This window comes from Mariniflexile jejuense (genome assembly GCF_042675665.1).
GTDB classification, from domain to species: Bacteria; Bacteroidota; Bacteroidia; order Flavobacteriales; family Flavobacteriaceae; genus Mariniflexile; species Mariniflexile jejuense.
This window is the reverse complement of sequence record NZ_JBHTJI010000042.1, coordinates 182,831-200,670: the sequence shown is the minus strand read 5'-3', so window position 1 is coordinate 200,670 and position 17,840 is coordinate 182,831. Positions and strand designations below refer to the sequence as shown.

General features: G+C 28.4%; 11 protein-coding genes, 1 tRNA gene and 1 pseudogene. 7 read left to right on the top strand and 6 right to left on the bottom strand.

Annotated features, from left to right (window positions below; translation table 11 throughout):
- Position 1: 1 nt before the first annotated feature.
- From ACFQ1R_RS13895 to ACFQ1R_RS13880, 4 genes are all read right to left on the bottom strand, one after another.
- Complete coding sequence (locus ACFQ1R_RS13895) at positions 2-841, bottom strand: phytoene/squalene synthase family protein (RefSeq protein WP_379926880.1); 840 nt, start codon at positions 839-841, stop codon at positions 2-4.
- Positions 838-2,304 (bottom strand): phytoene desaturase family protein, encoded by a 1,467-nt coding sequence (locus tag ACFQ1R_RS13890; protein ID WP_379926879.1) that lies wholly within the window; start codon positions 2,302-2,304, stop codon positions 838-840. The genes ACFQ1R_RS13895 and ACFQ1R_RS13890 overlap by 4 nt, the downstream gene beginning before the upstream one ends.
- 45 nt (positions 2,305-2,349) lie before the next feature.
- On the bottom strand, positions 2,350-3,249 hold the full coding sequence (locus ACFQ1R_RS13885; protein ID WP_379926878.1) for a MerR family transcriptional regulator: 900 nt from the start codon (positions 3,247-3,249) through the stop codon (positions 2,350-2,352).
- 76 nt (positions 3,250-3,325) lie between these two features.
- Positions 3,326-3,410: transfer RNA gene (locus tag ACFQ1R_RS13880), tRNA-Leu, on the bottom strand.
- Positions 3,411-3,714: 304 nt separating this feature from the next.
- On the opposite strand from ACFQ1R_RS13880, the gene ACFQ1R_RS13875 reads away from it, so the two are divergent.
- From ACFQ1R_RS13875 to ACFQ1R_RS13860, 4 genes are all read left to right on the top strand, one after another.
- Positions 3,715-4,389, top strand: a complete 675-nt coding sequence (locus ACFQ1R_RS13875; protein WP_379926877.1) for a response regulator transcription factor — start codon at positions 3,715-3,717, stop codon at positions 4,387-4,389.
- Positions 4,390-4,391: 2 nt separating this feature from the next.
- Positions 4,392-5,639: a sensor histidine kinase gene (locus ACFQ1R_RS13870; protein WP_379926876.1), complete on the top strand. Its 1,248-nt coding sequence runs from the start codon at positions 4,392-4,394 to the stop codon at positions 5,637-5,639.
- An 81-nt stretch (positions 5,640-5,720) separates the two neighbouring features.
- A complete protein-coding gene (locus ACFQ1R_RS13865; RefSeq protein WP_379926875.1) occupies positions 5,721-6,185 on the top strand; it encodes a PepSY-like domain-containing protein in 465 nt (154 codons plus the stop codon).
- A 138-nt stretch (positions 6,186-6,323) separates the two neighbouring features.
- Entirely contained in the window at positions 6,324-8,723 is a 2,400-nt protein-coding gene (locus ACFQ1R_RS13860; protein ID WP_379926874.1) for an outer membrane beta-barrel protein, read from the top strand.
- Positions 8,724-9,030: 307 nt separating this feature from the next.
- Here the strand turns inward: ACFQ1R_RS13860 and ACFQ1R_RS13855 are convergent, their stop codons facing one another.
- Positions 9,031-11,445: a TonB-dependent receptor domain-containing protein gene (locus ACFQ1R_RS13855; RefSeq protein ID WP_379926873.1), complete on the bottom strand. Its 2,415-nt coding sequence runs from the start codon at positions 11,443-11,445 to the stop codon at positions 9,031-9,033.
- 906 nt (positions 11,446-12,351) lie between these two features.
- Between ACFQ1R_RS13855 and ACFQ1R_RS13850 the strand changes: the two are divergent.
- Positions 12,352-12,831: pseudogene (locus tag ACFQ1R_RS13850) on the top strand (transposase); the annotation flags it as partial.
- A 356-nt stretch (positions 12,832-13,187) separates the two neighbouring features.
- On the opposite strand, the gene ACFQ1R_RS13845 reads toward ACFQ1R_RS13850, so the two are convergent.
- Positions 13,188-13,664 carry a hypothetical protein gene (locus ACFQ1R_RS13845; RefSeq protein WP_379926872.1) on the bottom strand — a complete coding sequence of 159 codons (477 nt, stop codon included), beginning with the start codon at positions 13,662-13,664 and terminating at the stop codon, positions 13,188-13,190.
- Between the two features lie 281 nt (positions 13,665-13,945).
- On the opposite strand from ACFQ1R_RS13845, the gene ACFQ1R_RS13840 reads away from it, so the two are divergent.
- The gene (locus tag ACFQ1R_RS13840; RefSeq protein WP_379926871.1) at positions 13,946-16,540 is read left to right on the top strand and encodes a glycosyl hydrolase 2 galactose-binding domain-containing protein; all 2,595 of its coding nucleotides are present in this window, start codon (positions 13,946-13,948) and stop codon (positions 16,538-16,540) included.
- Positions 16,541-16,578: 38 nt separating this feature from the next.
- Complete coding sequence (locus ACFQ1R_RS13835; protein WP_379926870.1) at positions 16,579-17,829, top strand: MFS transporter; 1,251 nt, start codon at positions 16,579-16,581, stop codon at positions 17,827-17,829.
- Positions 17,830-17,840 lie beyond the last annotated feature (11 nt).

Sequence of the window (17,840 nt, the reverse complement as noted above, 5' to 3'; positions counted from 1 at the left end):
TTTACAATAAATTTAATTGATACTTAACGTAGCTACGCATCAATAATTCAACTTTTTTTGGGTTTGAAACACGTATTCTGGCACTTCTTATTTGTAATGCAGGTGTTTTTTTAAGTTTTTTAAGTAACTGTTTGTAGTATCGGTAAGCCATAAAAACACCAAATTTAGCTTCAATAGGTAGTTTTTGTATGCCACTTAAACCTTTTTCAAAATCACTTTCAATATCTTCAATAATTTGTTTTTTTGATGCTTCATCCAAATTATCTAAATCTACATTAGGAAAATAACTTCTGTTTAACCCATCAAAATCGGCTTTTAAATCTCTTAAAAAATTTACTTTTTGAAATGCCGAACCCAATGCCATAGCCGTATCTTTTAAAGCTTCATATTTTTCATTATCACCTTTAACAAATACTTTTAAGCACATAAGACCAACCACATCGGCAGATCCGTATATGTAATTTTTGTATTCGTCATCAGTTAAATAGGTGTTTTTGTGTAAATCCAATCGCATACTATTCATGAAAGCATCAACTAAACTTTTGTCTATTTGATAGTTGTGAAATGTATGTTGAAATGAATTTAAAATAGGATTTAAACTAATTTTGTCTTTTAAAGCCAATTCTAGATCTTCAGAAAATTTATTAAATAAAAGTTCTTTATCATAATCGTGAAATGAATCAACAATTTCATCAGCAAACCTAACAAAGCCATAGATATTGTAAATATCACTTCTTATAGAACTATAAAGCATTTTGGTAGCCAAAGAAAACGATGTACTATATGTTTTGGTAACAGTTTTACTGCAATGGTACGAAACGGTATCAAAAAGTGATTTCATAATTTATGGTGTTTTGTTACTAAATCGGCTACTAATTTTCCTGATATTAATGATGGTGGAACGCCAGGACCAGGCACTGTTAATTGACCTGTAAAGTATAGGTTTTTTACTTTTTTGCTTTTTAATTTTGGTCGTAAAAAGGCTGTTTGTAATAATGTGTTTGCCATACCATAGGCGTTTCCTTTATACGAGTTGTAATCGTTTATAAAATCGTTTAAACAAAAACTTTCTTTAAAAAGTACTGCGTTTTTTACTTCTTGAGAAGTTAATTTTTCAAATCGCGTTAAAATTTTATCAAAGTATATATTTCTTAACTCTTGTGTGTCTTCTATTCCTGGTGCAAGTGGTATTAAAAATATACCTGCTTCTTTACCTGTTGGCGCTGAACTATCATCTGTTTTACTAGGGAAACTTGCATAAAAAAGTGGATTTTCTGGCCATTTAGGTTTGTCATATATAGCTTCGGCATGTACATCAAAATCAACATCAAAAAATAATGTGTGATGATTTACATTTTTCAATTTTTTATCAAACCCAACATAAAATAATAAGGAAGAAGGTGCAAAAGTTTTTTTATTCCAATAGTTTTCAGTGTATTGCCTGTATGGTTTATCTAATAATGTTTCAGTATGATGGTAATCTGCACCACTAACAATAATATCACTTTTATATGTAATACCATTTGCTATAATTCCTGAAGCTTCACTATTTTCTACAATAATTTTATCTATTGAATTTTGTGTTTTTATAGTAACACCTAATTCTTTGGCTAACGATTCTATGGCAAGTATAACTTGATACATACCTTTTTTTGGATGAAATGTGCCTAAACCAAAATCGGCATAATTCATAAAACTATAAAATGACGGTGTATCACTTGGTTTAGCACCTAAAAACAAAACAGGAAATTCTAGTATTTTTACTAACCGGTTGTTTTTAAATTGTTTTCTAACATCCGTTTTGATTGTGCTGAAAAATTGATTTAGTTTTTTTATGGTAGCAGGAGTAACCAACTCTAATGGTGATACACCTGGATTGTAAACCAAATCTTTAATGGCAATATCATAATTGCTTTTTGCTTTTTCAATAAATGAATTTAGCTTCAAAGAACTGCCTTTTTCTTCATTTTCAAATGCTACTTTTATTTTATCTAAAGTATCTTCAATTGTTATGAAATCATCTTTCCCAAAATAGACACTATATGCAGGGTTTAATTTGTCTAAATCATAATAATCTGAAGGTTTTTTATTGAAGTCTGAAAAAAAACGCTCAAAAACATCGGGCATCCAATACCAAGTTGGACCAATATCAAAAGTGAAACCGTCTTTTTTTAACTGTCTAGCACGACCACCAATTGTACTATTTTTTTCAAAAATAGTTACATCATAACCAGCTTTGGCAAGATAACAAGAGGCAGCCAAAGAAGAAAACCCCGAACCTATAATACTAATTGTTTTTTTCATATTGTTTAACAAATATACGTAAAAGTTAAACAATAAAAAATTTAATTATAATTCTTTCACTAAATCTTCTATCGATTTAAATATTTTAATTTTTTCTGGAAGTTTTTTACTGTTGTAATTAATAAGTTTTTGTCCTAGCAACAATAATTTAGCACTTTCTTTTTTAAGAAGTAAATTTTTAAAATCTGTTATGTATAATTCTAGTAAATCATCTTCGGGATATACCGTAAAGTAAGAAACAAAAGTTATATTTTCAAAATAATCGAACAAATCTGTTAAATTGTCCATAGGAACACTTTCTCCTAAAAAAATGGTATGGTAACCTTTGCTTCTTAACTCATAATTAATGAATAATAAACCAATGTCATGTATTTCATTATCAGGTAAAAATAGTACAAAAGTATCAGTTTCAGGTTTTGGTTCTAGGCTTTGCAGTCGTTCAATATTTAGAAGTATTTTTTGTTTGATATGAACGGATATGAAGTGTTCGTGAGCTGGTGTTATGGTGTTAGTTTGCCATAAAACTCCAATTTCATTTAGTAAAGGTAAAAATACAGTATAAAAAATGTCTTTAAAAGTTTTGTTTTCAAGTAAATTGTTGTAGGTATTGTAAAATAAAACTTGGTCAAAGTTTACCATAGACAGTTTAAAGGCATTAATGGCATGGTCTTCAACCTTACCTCTGGAAGCAATTTCTCTTACTTTTATGGGTATTTCTTCTTCTTTTAACTTAGCAATTTTGGAAATTTTTAAACCGTTATTGTTTAGATATGAAATGTTTAATAGTTTTTGAAAACTAGTAATACTGTAATTTCTAATATTAGTGTCTGTTCTGTTTGGGCTTAGTAAGTTATAGCGTTTTTCCCAAATTCTTATAGTATGAGCTTTAATACCAGTAAGATTTTCTAAATCTTTAATACTAAAATTGACTTTAATATTGTTCATTAATATTTGTTTTGTGTTAAACAAAAGTATGTATATTAATTGAATAAATAAAATTTTAAAATTTAAAGAAAAAAAGTGCGCACGAGAAGACTCGAACTTCCACATTCTAAGCGAATACCAACCCCTCAAGCTGGCGCGTCTACCAATTCCGCCACGTGCGCATTTATGAAGTGTGTAAAAATAGAAAAAGTTAGGCAGACTTACTTGAATTTTTTTGGTGATTCAATGTGGTTTAAAGCTTCAGTGTATTTATATTATAAATAAAGATTTTTTAATTTTTACGGATTTATTTTTAGTTATTAGAAGTATTATTTGCGGATATAGTTTTAATTTAGTAATAGTACAACTTATTACAAAAAGGTTTATTTGTGTAACAAATGCTAATTATATTCAATAAGCTGTTGTTTTTAGCTTTAGATTTAATTTAGAATTAAATACTAATTTTAGTAAGTTAAATTTATAAATATGAAATATTTAATAGCTGAAGACGAATTCGATTTACAACAATCTATAGTAAAATATTTGAATCGTGACGGTAACGTATGTGAGGTTGCGTCTAATTTTGAAGAAGCTTCAGAAAAAACAGCTTTATATGATTATGATGTAATAATACTTGATATAAATTTAATTACTGGTAGTGGTTTGGATGTTCTTAAAACTATTAAAAAAGAAAAAAAACATGTGGGAGTAATTATAGTTTCTGCTAATAACTCTTTAACAGATAAGTTGGAGGGTTTGAATTTTGGAGCTGATGATTATATTACAAAACCTTTTCATTTAGCAGAACTAAATGCACGTATAACAGCAGTGTTAAGAAGAGGGAAATTTGGAGGTAACGATATTTTAGAATACAATGAAATTTCAATTAATACGAAGTCTAGAACCGTATTCATTAAAGGTAAAGATATAGCTCTTACCCGTAAAGAATATGATTTGTTGGTGTTTTTTATATCAAATAAAGGAAGGGTTTTATCAAAAGAAATAATAGCAGAACATCTTTGGGGTGATAATAGTGATTTGCTAGATAATTTTGATTTTATTTATGTGCATATTAATAATTTACGAAAAAAATTAACCATTGAAGGATCAAAGTACATAAAAACGGCATACGGCAGTGGGTATAAATTTATTGAAGATTAGAAGTGGCTAAAAAAATTAAACTTATAAAGAAAACATCTAAAACCTTCTTATTAACAGGATTAGTTTTAACTATTTTAAGTACTGGTATTTTATACTATTACACGAAACACCTTTTACAACAAGAAATAGATGAAATACTATATTCAACAGAAGCCAGAGTTGTTAATGCCATAAAGACAAATAATCAATTATTTTCTTTGCCACCAATAGTCGAAATTAGAAAAGCTGAGATAATACAACCTCAAGTTTTTAAGGATACAGTTATTTTTGATCCCTCACAAAAAGAGATGGAGCTTTTTAGGGAATTAACAACTTTTAAGCATATTAATAACCAAATTTATCAAGTTACTGTTAGAGATTTTGTGGTTGAAAACGACCAAATTCTAATAGCCATTGTCACATCTACTATTACAGTATTTATACTCGCTTTTTTTTTCTTGTTCTATTTTAACACAGCTAAAAATCTTAAATTATGGAGCCCTTTTTTTAATAATCTGGAACAAATGAAAAGGTTTTCATTAACATCCAACCAATCTATCGAATTGGAGGATAGCGATATTTTAGAGTTTTCAGAATTAAATAAAGAAATAAGAACCCTTACAAATAAGGTAAAAACAGACTATGAAAACCTAAAACAGTTTACAGAGAATGTGTCACATGAAATACAAACACCACTTGCCATAATTCAAGCAAAAATTGATACTTTTATAAATGATGGTTCTATAAGTGATAAACAATTTCAGGATATATCAAGTATCCAAAAAGATATACAGCGCCTAAAGTTGCTTAATCAAAAAATAACTCTTATAACTAAAGTAGATAACCATCAATTTGATAATTTAGAAATTGTAAATCTAACCAGTTTAATTTCGAAAAAAATTGAAAGTTTTAAAGAAATAAGTACTAATAGTATTTATTTTGATTCAGAACAAGATATAGTGGTTTCTATGGATGCTTATTTAGCCGATATTCTTATAAATAACCTTATTTCCAATGCCATTAAATATAATTCGAGAAAAGAGGCTATTATAATAATTACTAATAAAAAATCATTAATAATTTCAAATGCAGGAGATAGAGAATTATTGAATCCTGAAAAGTTATTTTTAAGGTTTTATACCGAAACAAATAATAAACACTCTATAGGATTAGGCTTGACTATTGTAAAAAAAATATGTGATTTATATAATTTTAAGGTAAATTATTCTTTTAAAGAACAAAAACATTTTTTTCAATTAATATTCAAATAATTTTTATTGAGATTTGCTTAAAATTGTCTTTAGAATTAAGGGTTACTTTAGCATGGTTGTTTAATTTAAAATAAATAAAAAGTGAAAAATGTAACAAAATTATTGGTGGCTTTTATTGTGTTTTGCATGTTAGCCTTTACATGTGCGAACCAAAATAATGTACCTAAAATAGTAAAAGAGGCTTTTGCTAAAAAATTCCCTAACGTTAAAGAAGCGCATTGGGATAAAGAATCTGAAACAGAGTGGGAAGCTGAATTTAAAATGAACAAGGTAGAGTATTCAGCTAATTTTTCCAATGAAGGTGTTTGGTTAGAAACAGAACATGAAATTAAGACCAAAGATCTTCCAAAAAACATCATTGATGTATTGAAATCTCAATTTCTAGAATACGATATTGAAGATGTTGAAATTTCAGAAACCTCTAAAGGTGTTTTTTATGAATTTGAAATAGAAAAAGATGAAACTAAAATGGAAGTTGTTTTAGATATGGATGGTAAAATTTTGAAGAAAGCACTAATAGAAGAAAACGAGGAAGAAAACGATTAAACATAAATTTGAAAAAAAATGCTAAAAACAGTTTAATGTTTTTAGCATTTTTTTATTTCATAAAATCATGAAACACAAAAAACTCAGCCTAAGTTTATCTAAAGAATTTATAGCTACTATTGTAAAAAAGTAATACCCATGTATAAAAAATATATTTTAGCTATAATCACCTTAATTTCTTCAAAACTATTTTGTCAAACAGATATTACAATTTCAGGTGTAGTAAAGGAAAAAGAAACACAAATAAGTATTCCTTATGCAAATATTATTTTAAAATCTGAAAAAAACAATACATTCATTACAGGTACAGCAACAAATGAAGCAGGTAGATTCACTATTGAAAATGTTGCATCAGGTAGTTATATTTTAGAAGTATCTGTCATAGGATATAATACCGAAACACAATCACTTTTTGTTGGAAAACTTTCAAAATATCTAGATATTAAAACTATTGAACTTACCGAAAACATAACATTCCTTGGAGAAGTAATAGTTAAAGCGGAAAAAGAAGAAGTAAGTAACAAAATGGATAAAAAAACCTATGATTTAAAAGATAACATAAGTCAAAGTGGTGGTTCTGTGTTACAAGTAATGCAAAATTTACCAAGTGTTACCATACAAGAAGGTAAAGTGCAATTGCGCGGAAACGACAAAGTAACTGTTCTTATTGATGGCAAGCAAACAGCGTTAACGGGTTTTGGAAACCAAAGTGGGTTGGATAATATTCCTGCTTCGGCAATTGAAAAAATTGAGATTATAAATAACCCATCGTCTAAATATGATGCAAACGGAAATGCAGGTATTATCAATATTATTTATAAGAAAAGCAAGGTGCAGGGGTTTAATGGAAAAGTAGGTTTCACTTCCGGACTTGGGTCTTTATGGGAGCGAAAAGCTAATTTTCCAGACATCAGACCGCAATATACTTTCACGCCAAAAATAAACCCGTCGTTATCTCTTAATTATAGAAAGAATAATGTAAATCTTTTTTTTCAAGGGGATTATTTATATACCGAAACACTTAATAAAAACGAATTTGTAAATCGTATTCATGATGATGGAACCATCATAAACCGACAGACCAAAAGAAATAGAGATACCCAATTTATAACTCTAAAATCTGGATTAGATTGGAATATAGACGGGCAAAACACATTAACAATATCGGGTTTGTATAGTGGAGAAATTATTATTGATAATGGCGACGAACCTTTTGTTGATGAAAATTTTGAGCGCCTGTATCTTTGGCGGTTTTTAGAAGATGAGGTTAAAACCACCATTATGGCAACGGCAAATTATCAGCATAAATTTAAAGAAGCTGGACGATTGCTAAACATTGGGTTTAATTATACTTTCCATAGAGAAGATGAAAAGTATTTTTTTGAGAATATTCAACCCACTTTTACTGGTTTAGATTCGTTTGTTTTACTTTCAGATGAACAGGTTTACGATTTTAATGTTGATTATATTCGTCCAATAAAATACGGAAAGTTTGAAACAGGTATCAAGTTAAGAAAACGAAACATTCCGATAAACATGCAATTTTTTCAAGGGCAAAATTCACCAATAGATGCCGATGCGGGCGGTTGGGCAGAATATAAGGAAATTATTCCAGCACTTTACGGAAATTATAGTTTTGAAAACGAAACCTATGAAGCCGAAATTGGCTTACGAATGGAGTATGTAGATTTAAATTATCTAGTAAACCCAGACCATAACACGTATAAAAGTGATGGTTACAATTATACCAAGCCTTTTCCAAATGTGCGATTTGCTTATAAGTTTAATGAAAACAATAAGATTTCTGTGTTTTATAATCGTCGTGTAGACAGACCAAATGAGGTTGATATTCGTATTTTTCCTAAATATGACGATGTGGAATTAATAAAAGTAGGTAATCCTGCGTTACGTCCGCAATTCACTAATCTAATAGAATTGGGCTATAAAACCAGTTGGGAAAAAGGTAGTTTGTATGCAGCACTTTATCATCGTTTTGCAGACGGTACCATTACACGAATTTCTTCAACAGATGGGGCAAGTAATATCATTTATGCCATTTTTCAAAATGCAGGAAAAAGTTATAATTCTGGGATTGAAATGGTTTTTGAACAAGATGTTACAGATTGGTTTACTTTGAATTTTAATGGTAATATATATCGAAATCAAATAAATGCTTTTACTGTAGAAAACTTATACCCAATACCTAATATATTTTCAGCTAATACTAAGGAAATAACCTCTGGAAGTTTGAAACTTAATAATACTTTAAAGTTTTCTAAAAAGGTAGTTGCTCAACTAAGTGCCGTTTATTTAGCAGCCGATATTATTCCACAAGGAAAAATAGAATCGCGTTTTTCGTTAGATTTTGGTGTAAAAAAATCAATTCAAAAAAGCAAAGGTGAACTGTTTTTAAATGCAACCGACCTTCTAAATACCATGACCCTGAAAACGAGAGTTTTTGGTGAAGGTTTTCAATATACAAGTAGCAATTATGCAGAATCGCAGATAATACGCTTGGGATACACTTATAAGTTTTGACTAGAAGGTGTGTAAAAGCTAATGAAGATGTATAAATACCTTTTATTTTTTTGTTGATAAAATTGTGGTAATTACTTAAAGAAACATAAAATAGATTAATATTTAAAACTAAGCTACTTAACAAATAATTTAACACTTTTTTCTATCAGTGTTTTCAGTTTTTATTCATTAATAAATTTATAAATCTAGTTTATTACTAATTTAACTACTTACTAGAGCGGTATTAAATACAGTATTTATAACTTAACGTTTGTAAACAAAGGATTAATAAATTTTTAGTTAAACTAGTTCAAGTTAAAATTATGTTTTAAATTTTATCATCATAATTTAATTCTTGATTTTCATGTTTCTCTTTAGTGCCAAAACGATACGTAAAGCCCAAAAATACAATTTGCGAGTCTCTTTTTCTTGTAGATTTTTGCCATAATAAAGGAGTATCAATAAAATAAACTTGATTAAGGGAGTTAAAAAGATCAGACACGGTAAATACTATAGAAGCTTTATTTTTCAATAAATCTTGTTTTAGACCAATATTGGTGTAAAATAACGAATTAGTAGTTCCTTGAGTATTTATCCTTTTAGACCTGTAATAACTGTTAAGTTGAAACATGCCTGATTTTATGTAATTTATATTGACTCCAAGTTTAGTGTCAAAAGAAAAAGTTGTTCTGTTATTTGAATACCCAATATTTGAAGCATCTAGCTTAGTGTAATAACCATTAATATTAAAATTAAGGCTAACAAAATGCCCTAGGTTTGCCGACACTATTAATTCAGTTCCTAAGAATTCTGATTTGGACAAATTTGCAAATGTTGTTAATAAAATACTATCATTTACATATTTCTTGATTTCAGTAAAGCCATCATATTTGTACCTATAGTAAATGCTAGGAATAAAGTTAAAGGGTTTGGTTTTTAGATGATAACCAAATTCTATGGAATGTATTTGTTCTGGCTTAGCTTTTGGATTTCCAGATGCTATATTTCTTGGGTCACTGTATTCAGGAAACGGGTTCATTTCATCGCTGTCAGCACGTTTTATTCTTTTACTGTAGTTTAATTGTAATTCTTGATTTTCATTTATTTCATAAGCTAAATGAACAGTTGGATATACTTTGAAATAATTGTTAGGAACTATAGAATCAAGCGTTAAGAGTTTAGATGTAATTAAAGCCCGTTCTGCCCTAAGGCCAGCCATAAAACTTAAGCGGTCAAAAGTATGAGAAAAGGTACTATAAACAGCATGAATTTGTTGATTAGAAATAAACTCATTCGATTTGTTTTCATCTTTAATCCATGTTGCTGTGTTTTTGCTGTAATCCTTACCTAAATATGTGAGATTATCTTTAAAGGATTCCATAACATATCCTGCCTCCAATTCGGTATTATTATTAATTGGTAAGGTGTATTCCGCATATAGCATTAGTTTTGGACCGCTTTTTTTTATTAGAATCTTTTTTTCGTCATCATAAACAGTTGGAATGGCATGATTTTCTAAATAGTGATTATCCTCAGTCTCTGCATAATCAGATAAATTAAGTTCAAATTGTATTACATGACCATCTTTTTTAAATTGATGTTCCCAAAGGCCATTAACGTCCCATTCCATTTCAGTTTCATTATTTAGTCTTTTTGTAGTATAATCGTTAATTAAAATATTTTCTGGGTTTTTCCAGTTTGAATGTGTTTTTTGAATTCTAAACATGTTTTGAAAATTTGAATTTCCTGATAATTCAAATTTATTTTTATCATTCATTTGAAATTCTATACCTGCAGATACTAGCTGCGACAAAGGGTTTGATGTGGATTTGCTTTTTGAACCGTAGTAATTAATAACGTTTAGTAAAGAGTCTCTGTTAATTCTATAGTCAGTAGAAAGTCGAGGGCTATTATTCTTTTTAATACCGTAATTGCCAAATATATTGATCTTTTCTGTATTGTAATTTAAAGACATACTAGTATTATACCTGTTGTTATTTCCTGCATTTGCTAAAAACAGACCATTAAAGCCTTTTTGTTTATCCTTTTTTAAAACAATATTTATAATACCACCAGTACCATCTGGTTTATATTTGGCCGATGGATTTGTAATAACCTCAATTCGTTCTATGTTATTTGATGGCATTTGCTGTAATACAACTGCACTATTTTTACCTAATAAAGTTGAAGGTTTTCCATTAATAAAAAAAGTAACATTGGTAGATCCTCTCAAGGCTACTGTTCCGTCAACATCTACAGAAATAGATGGAATGTTTTGTAAAATATCACTTGCAGATCCTGTTTGGCTTTGAATATCCTTCTCAACATTATAAACTTTTCTATCGATACTTGTATTAAGAACCGATTTTTTGGCAGATACAATAACATCATCTAATTTAATATTTGATATCAATATTTTTTTTGTTCCCAAATCTATTGATTTATCATTTACATTAATTTCTGAAATTAGTAATGTTTCGTACCCCATGTAACTAACTTCTATAAAATATGTGTTAACTCTAATGTTGTTAAACTCAAATTTGCCGTTAATATCGGTTACCACTCCTTTGTACAAAGTACTGTCTTTTGTGGTGTAAAGTATGATGTTTACAAGTTCAAGTGGTTTAAAACTCTTACTGTCAACTATTTTTCCATGAATTTTAAATTCAGTAGAAGATTGGCACAAGCATGTTAATGTAATAAAAAAATGAATTATGGTTACAATAATACTTTTAATATTCATATCTAACTATATTTAAATATTGATAAAAGTATATCTTGATTCTTAAGACATCTTAAAGAATAAAGTTTAATGTTTAAATGTAGAATTGATTTTAATCACATTAAATATGCTTTAACAAAATTGCTTAAATTTAAGTTTGATACTTGGTTTAGAATCCCTTTTTTAGTGTAAATATTAGACTGTTTATTAGCTGTGCAAAAAAAAACTGTAGATAAATTGTAATAAAAACTATAGTTGTTATTTTAAAGTATTAAATATTTATGGATCAAAGTTGAGTTGTCAATTTTGTTGTTTATCCATTGCTACTAAAAAAAAATATTAACATCTATTTTTTAATATTAATGCTCATTATTTAAGAACTCAAAATTAAAATAATGTTTAAAGATATATTTTTAAAACTATAAAACCTTGCTAATCATAAGATTAGCAAGGTTTTGATTTCGGATGATATCCTACTTAGTGACTGGGCTGGGATTCGAACCTAAAGTCCCATTGCCAGTGTTATCAAGGCTTTTACTAATTTTTACAACCATTGTTGACGATTTGTGAACTTTGATTTATTTTATTTTAAGTGATATTAACTTTCGATTGTATAAATATACTCATTTTATGATAAACATTTTATTTAATCATTTTTATTTCAGAAAAGTAACGGTAATAATTAAACATTAGTGTCAGTTTGTTTTTTTCTTAATTGTATCTTTTTATTCCTATTTTGTTATTCAATTTTTTTAAGAACTTAAAAGCACGTAATATTTATAGTCGATATAGTGAGTCTGATAGATAAGGCGGTCAACGTGTGCCACCCACAGCGGATAAAAGTGAGCACAGTAATAATTATTGAAAGTCCTTTTATATCTTAGGCTGAAATGAGTTTTTAAGTGGCTTAAAAAATTCCGTTTTCAGTGGTTGACTTTAAACGTTATTTGCAATGTATTTAACAGAGATTTTGATTTATATATTCGAAAAGTAATGGGTTGGTCTATGAGCACCAATTTAATAACGCAGGACACTATAATGCCTGCATGGAATATGGCGGTAAAATCCAATGAAATTTCGGAAGAACTTATCATCCATTCCGATAGAGGTTCTCAGTATGCCAGCTATATGTTAACTTATGTTATCAAAAACTATAATGGATTAGTAATGCAAAGCATGAGTAGAAAGGAGAACTATTGGAACAATGCCGTAGCAGAATCTTTTTTTAAGAGCTTAAAAACAGAATGGGTATCCAAACATAAATATAATTACAGGTCTCAAGAAGAACTATCAGTCTTTTCTTGGATAGAAACTTGGTATAACAAAAGAAGAATACACTCTACTTTAGGGTATAAAACTATTAAGGAATTTGAAACAGAAATGTATAACCAAAATGTAGCGTCTTAAATCTCGCAATAAATTGTCCAACTTTTTGTTGCAAGTCCAGTTTTATATGGTTTCCAATATAAGTGGTATGATTTGGAAACGGATTATTACACCTTAAAAGAATCTTAGAAGTATTATTTTCTGATATATCTTTCCCTTTTGAATATGAAAACCAAAAAGTAAATAGAAATAATATTATTGTTTCGTAAACAAATATTTTCATTTTGATACAAGAGCTTTTTATTTATGAAAACACTATTAAAAATAATTTAATTCAGCAAAAAAAAAGCAACCTCAAAATTTTTTTAATGATATGCTAAAAACATGTAGAATCTTGGGGTTGCAATAAACTATATTAGTAACAAGCTTTAATTCAATTATTTTTTAGAAAATATAATATAGTCAATGATTAAAGCACCATCATCATCATTCATTTTTGTTTCAGAGTTTCTAGGGAATAATTTAAATTCTGAAACATTTCCAATCCATTTGTTTGAAGTTATTTTAAACACGTATTCTTTGAAACTATTACCATCATTTGTTGATACTTCAATATTTCCTATCGCTTTACCGTCTACAGATAACGATAACACATTGTTTGTAGAAGACTGATTACTTATACGAAGGCGTATGGTTTTGTTTTCATAAGCATTGATGTAATTAGTTTTTTGTACAATTCTTGCATAATTTGATATTGGGCTAAATGTTATAAAGCCTGAAGGAGTAGCAGAAACATTGCCTCCTTCCCCAAAAAAAGCCTCTGTGTCGTTATCAAAATTGTAAGTGTTTTTTTCTGTTTGGGCTAAGGTGAGGATTGACGTTGTTAGGAATAATACTAAAGTGAAATTTTTCATAATTGTTATTTTAAAGTTATATGTGGCCAAATTTATTTAACACACTCGATAGAGCTGTTCATTATATTCCGTAAATAGTTTGATTTTATATTTTTCTATTTGTTATTATTATTTTTTAATTATTCACCTGTAATATCATACAAAATAATTGTTTGATAGGTTTTAAATTATCTAGAATAATTAATAAAAAACACGAAGCCAAACCTTTTTAAGAAAATATAAAACCTAAAACCGTATTGAAGGGTTTTAATTTGTGATAAATAATTATTCCTAAAATTTAAATGAAAAGAAAAATATCCTTTTTCATAGTAATTGCTTTTGTTACTGTGGCATATTCTCAAAAAAATATAACAAGTAAAGTCTTAAAAAAATGGAAAATTCAAAGTAGTATAAAAATTGATGAAAATAAAATTTCAACCAGTTTGTACAATGATAGTTCTTGGATTGAGACTGAAGTACCTTCAACAGTTTTTAACGCACTTGTAAAAAAAGGGATTTATAAGGATATTTATTTGGGAAAAAATCTTGACACTATAAGTAAAGATCTTTTTAAAACATCTTGGTGGTACAGAACCACTTTTGATATAGATAACTTGAATCTTACCCATTCTTTATATCTTGAAGGTATCAACTATAGTGCTAATATTTGGTTAAATGGTAAACAAATAGCATCTAATAAAGAAATTATAAATTCGTTCAGACAATTTAAATTACAAATAAATAAATACATAAAAAAAGGTAATAATGTCTTAGCTATTGAGGTTTTTCCACCAAATCCAGGAGACTTTACTATTGGTTTTGTTGATTGGAATCCAGAACCACCAGATAATAATATGGGTATTTTTAGAAGAGTAAGTATTATTAGTCATAATGGTATAGGTATTGAAAATCCTTATGTAGAATCTTCGTTTAAAGACGGAGATTATGATAAAGTTGATTTAACTTTTTCAACAAATCTTATAAACTATAAAAAAAACATTGATGGTATTTTGAAGATAGAGATTGGAGATATTGTTATTAATAAAAAAGTTAGTTTAAAAAAGGGTGAAAACAAAAAAATTATTTTAACGGTAAAAGATTTTGAACAACTTAAAATCTCAAACCCAAAACTTTGGTGGCCTTATACAATTGGTAAACCAGAATTATATAATGCAAAAGTTGAATTCTTATGTCGTAATAAGCTAATAAATAAAGTGACTTTTGATTTTGGAATTAGAGAAGTTTCTGATTTTTTTACTAAAGATGGTCATAGAGGATTTAAAATAAATGGCAAGAAAATATCTATTAGAGGTGGTGGTTGGGTTGATAATATTATGCTAGATGACACTGAAGATTATATACAATCACAACTAGACTATGTAAGAGATATGAATCTTAATACAATTAGATTGGAAGGGTTTTGGGGAAAAGACCATACAATTTATGAGAAATGTGATAAGATGGGTATTCTGGTTATGGTTGGTTGGAGTTGTCAATGGGAGTGGGAAAACTATTTGGGCAAACCTGTTGATGAAGTTTACGGAGGAATCCAATCTCCAGAAGACATAGAATTAATGACAACTGCGTGGAGAGATCAGGTTGTTTGGCTAAGAAATCATCCTTCAATTTTTACTTGGATGGCAGGTAGCGATTGTAAACCTTTACCTGAGTTAGAAAAAGAATATTTTAAAATATTTAATGAGTACGATTCTACTAGAGTTTACCTTTCTTCAGCAAAAGAGTGGAATTCTCTTGCAGGTCCAAGTGGAGTTAAAATGCGTGGTCCCTATGCGTATGTTCCTCCTATATATTGGTTTAATGATACTAAATATGGTGGTGCTTTTGGATTTAATACAGAAACTGGTCCAGGTGCTCAAGTACCTCCTATAGAGAGTATACGTAAAATGATTCCTGAAAAAGATTTATGGCCAATAAACGACGTTTGGGATTATCATTGTGGAAGAAATGTATTTAATACACTTGATAGATTTACAGAGGCCTTAAATAAGAGATATTGTAAAGCTAAAAATGTTGAAGATTATGCTTTTAAAGCACAGTTATTAAACTATGAATTAATGCGCCCTATGTTTGAAGCATTTTCTGCAAATAGATATGATGCCACTGGTGTTATTCAGTGGATGTTAAATTCTGCATGGCCAGAAATGTATTGGCAACTTTACGATAGCTATTTAATGCCAAATGGAGCATATTATGCCACTAAAAAAGCAGGAATGCCTATACATGCATTATACAATTACAATAATGAATCTATTTATTTGGTAAACGATAAACTTGAAGACGCAAATGAATTAAAACTTGAAATTAAAGTTTTAGATATTAATTCGAAAATTCTTTTTGAGAAAAAATTAAATACAAAGATCAAAGCAAATTCTTCAATTAATGTTTTCAAATTACAGGAAATATCAAATCTAACAGACACCTATTTTTTAAGCCTGAAAGTGTTAAACAACAAAGATGAAGAAATTGATAATAATTTTTATTGGCTAAGCAAAAAAGAAGATGTTTTGGATTATGAAACCAAAGTTCCAAAATGGAATTATCATACACCATCAAAACAATATTCAGATTTCACACAACTTGAAAAACTTCAAAAAGTGAAGTTAAGTCATCAAGTGATTAAAACAGAAAACGAAGAATTTATAAACTTTGAAGTTACTTTAAATAATTCATCAGATAAAATGGCATTTTTTATTGAATTAAAAATTGTTGACAAAGAAACTGGCTTGTCCATATTGCCTGTTATCTGGTCAGATAATTATGTGTCTATATTACCAGGAGAAATAAGAACTTATAAAGGTAAAATAAAGAAAAATCACCTTAATAATAAAGAGACAGAATTTATTTATAATGGATGGAATACTAATATTAATAAATAATATTTTGGTTAACTTATAAATAAATAAAAGGCATTGAAATGAAAACGAATTATATTTTAGTACTATTGATATTATTGGCTTTTTTCGTTATTTCTTTTTTAACAAATATACTTGGTGCACTAAACCCAAGTGTTTCGTTAAGTTATAATCTAAGTGAAACAATGGCTGGGTTTTTACCGTTTTCTTTTTTTATTGCTTATGGGGTCATGTCTATACCTGCCGGATTTATGATAGAAAAATATGGAGAGAAGCGAATGATGCTTATTGGTTTTGCTCTAGCTTTATTTGCATCTGTTTTTTTTGCTTGTATTCCTTCATTTAATGTGTTCTTGTTTTCTTTATTTACCATTGGCACTGGTATGGCTATTTTGCAAGTAGTAATAAATCCACTTTTAAGAGAATCTGGCGGAAAAGAAAACTATGCATTTACTTCTGTAATGGGTCAACTAATTTTTGGAGTAGCTTCGTTTGTAAGTCCACTAGTTTATTCATGGTTAGTAACTAGTATAGGTAATGCTGAAAATACAAGTCTTATCATTAATTTGTTATCTGGAGTAACTTCAAAAGGTATGTCTTGGACGTCTATATATTGGATATTTGCTTTTTTAAGTTTAATATTAATTGTATTGGTGTTTTTGATAAAGTTTCCTAATGTATCATTAGAGGATGATGAAAAAGTAGGTACTAAAGAAAGCTATTTACTACTTTTTAAAAATAGGACTGTTCAATTGTTTTTCTTTGGTCTTTTTGCTTATGTCGGGGTAGAACAAGGTATTTCTTATTGGATGTCTAAATTTTTACAAACATATCATGGGTTTGATTATGAAACAACTGGAGCTAGTGCAGTGGCTAATTTTTGGGGATTAATGACTATTGGAGGTGTAGTTGGATTGATACTATTAAAATTTATAGATAGTAAGTTGGTGTTAAAAATTTTCACCTCATTAGCAATATTAAGCCTTTCATTTGCGTTATTTGGTTCTGCTGAAGAGTCTCTTTACGGATTTCAATATTGTGGATTTTTATTATCTGTAATGTACCCAATTATATTTTCACTTGGTTTAAATTCTATCGATAAACTACATGGTGCTTTTGCAGGAATTTTAGTAAGTGGAATTATGGGAGGTGCTGTTATACAGTTATTAATTGGTTTTATTAGCGATTTTACTTCTTTAAAAGTTGGTATGCTACTCAATTTTGTGTTGCTTTTATATATATTTTATATCGGTTTTAGTGCAAAACCACTTATTAATAATAAAACAATAAACTTAAAGGATAAGTTTAAATAAGATTTATGTTT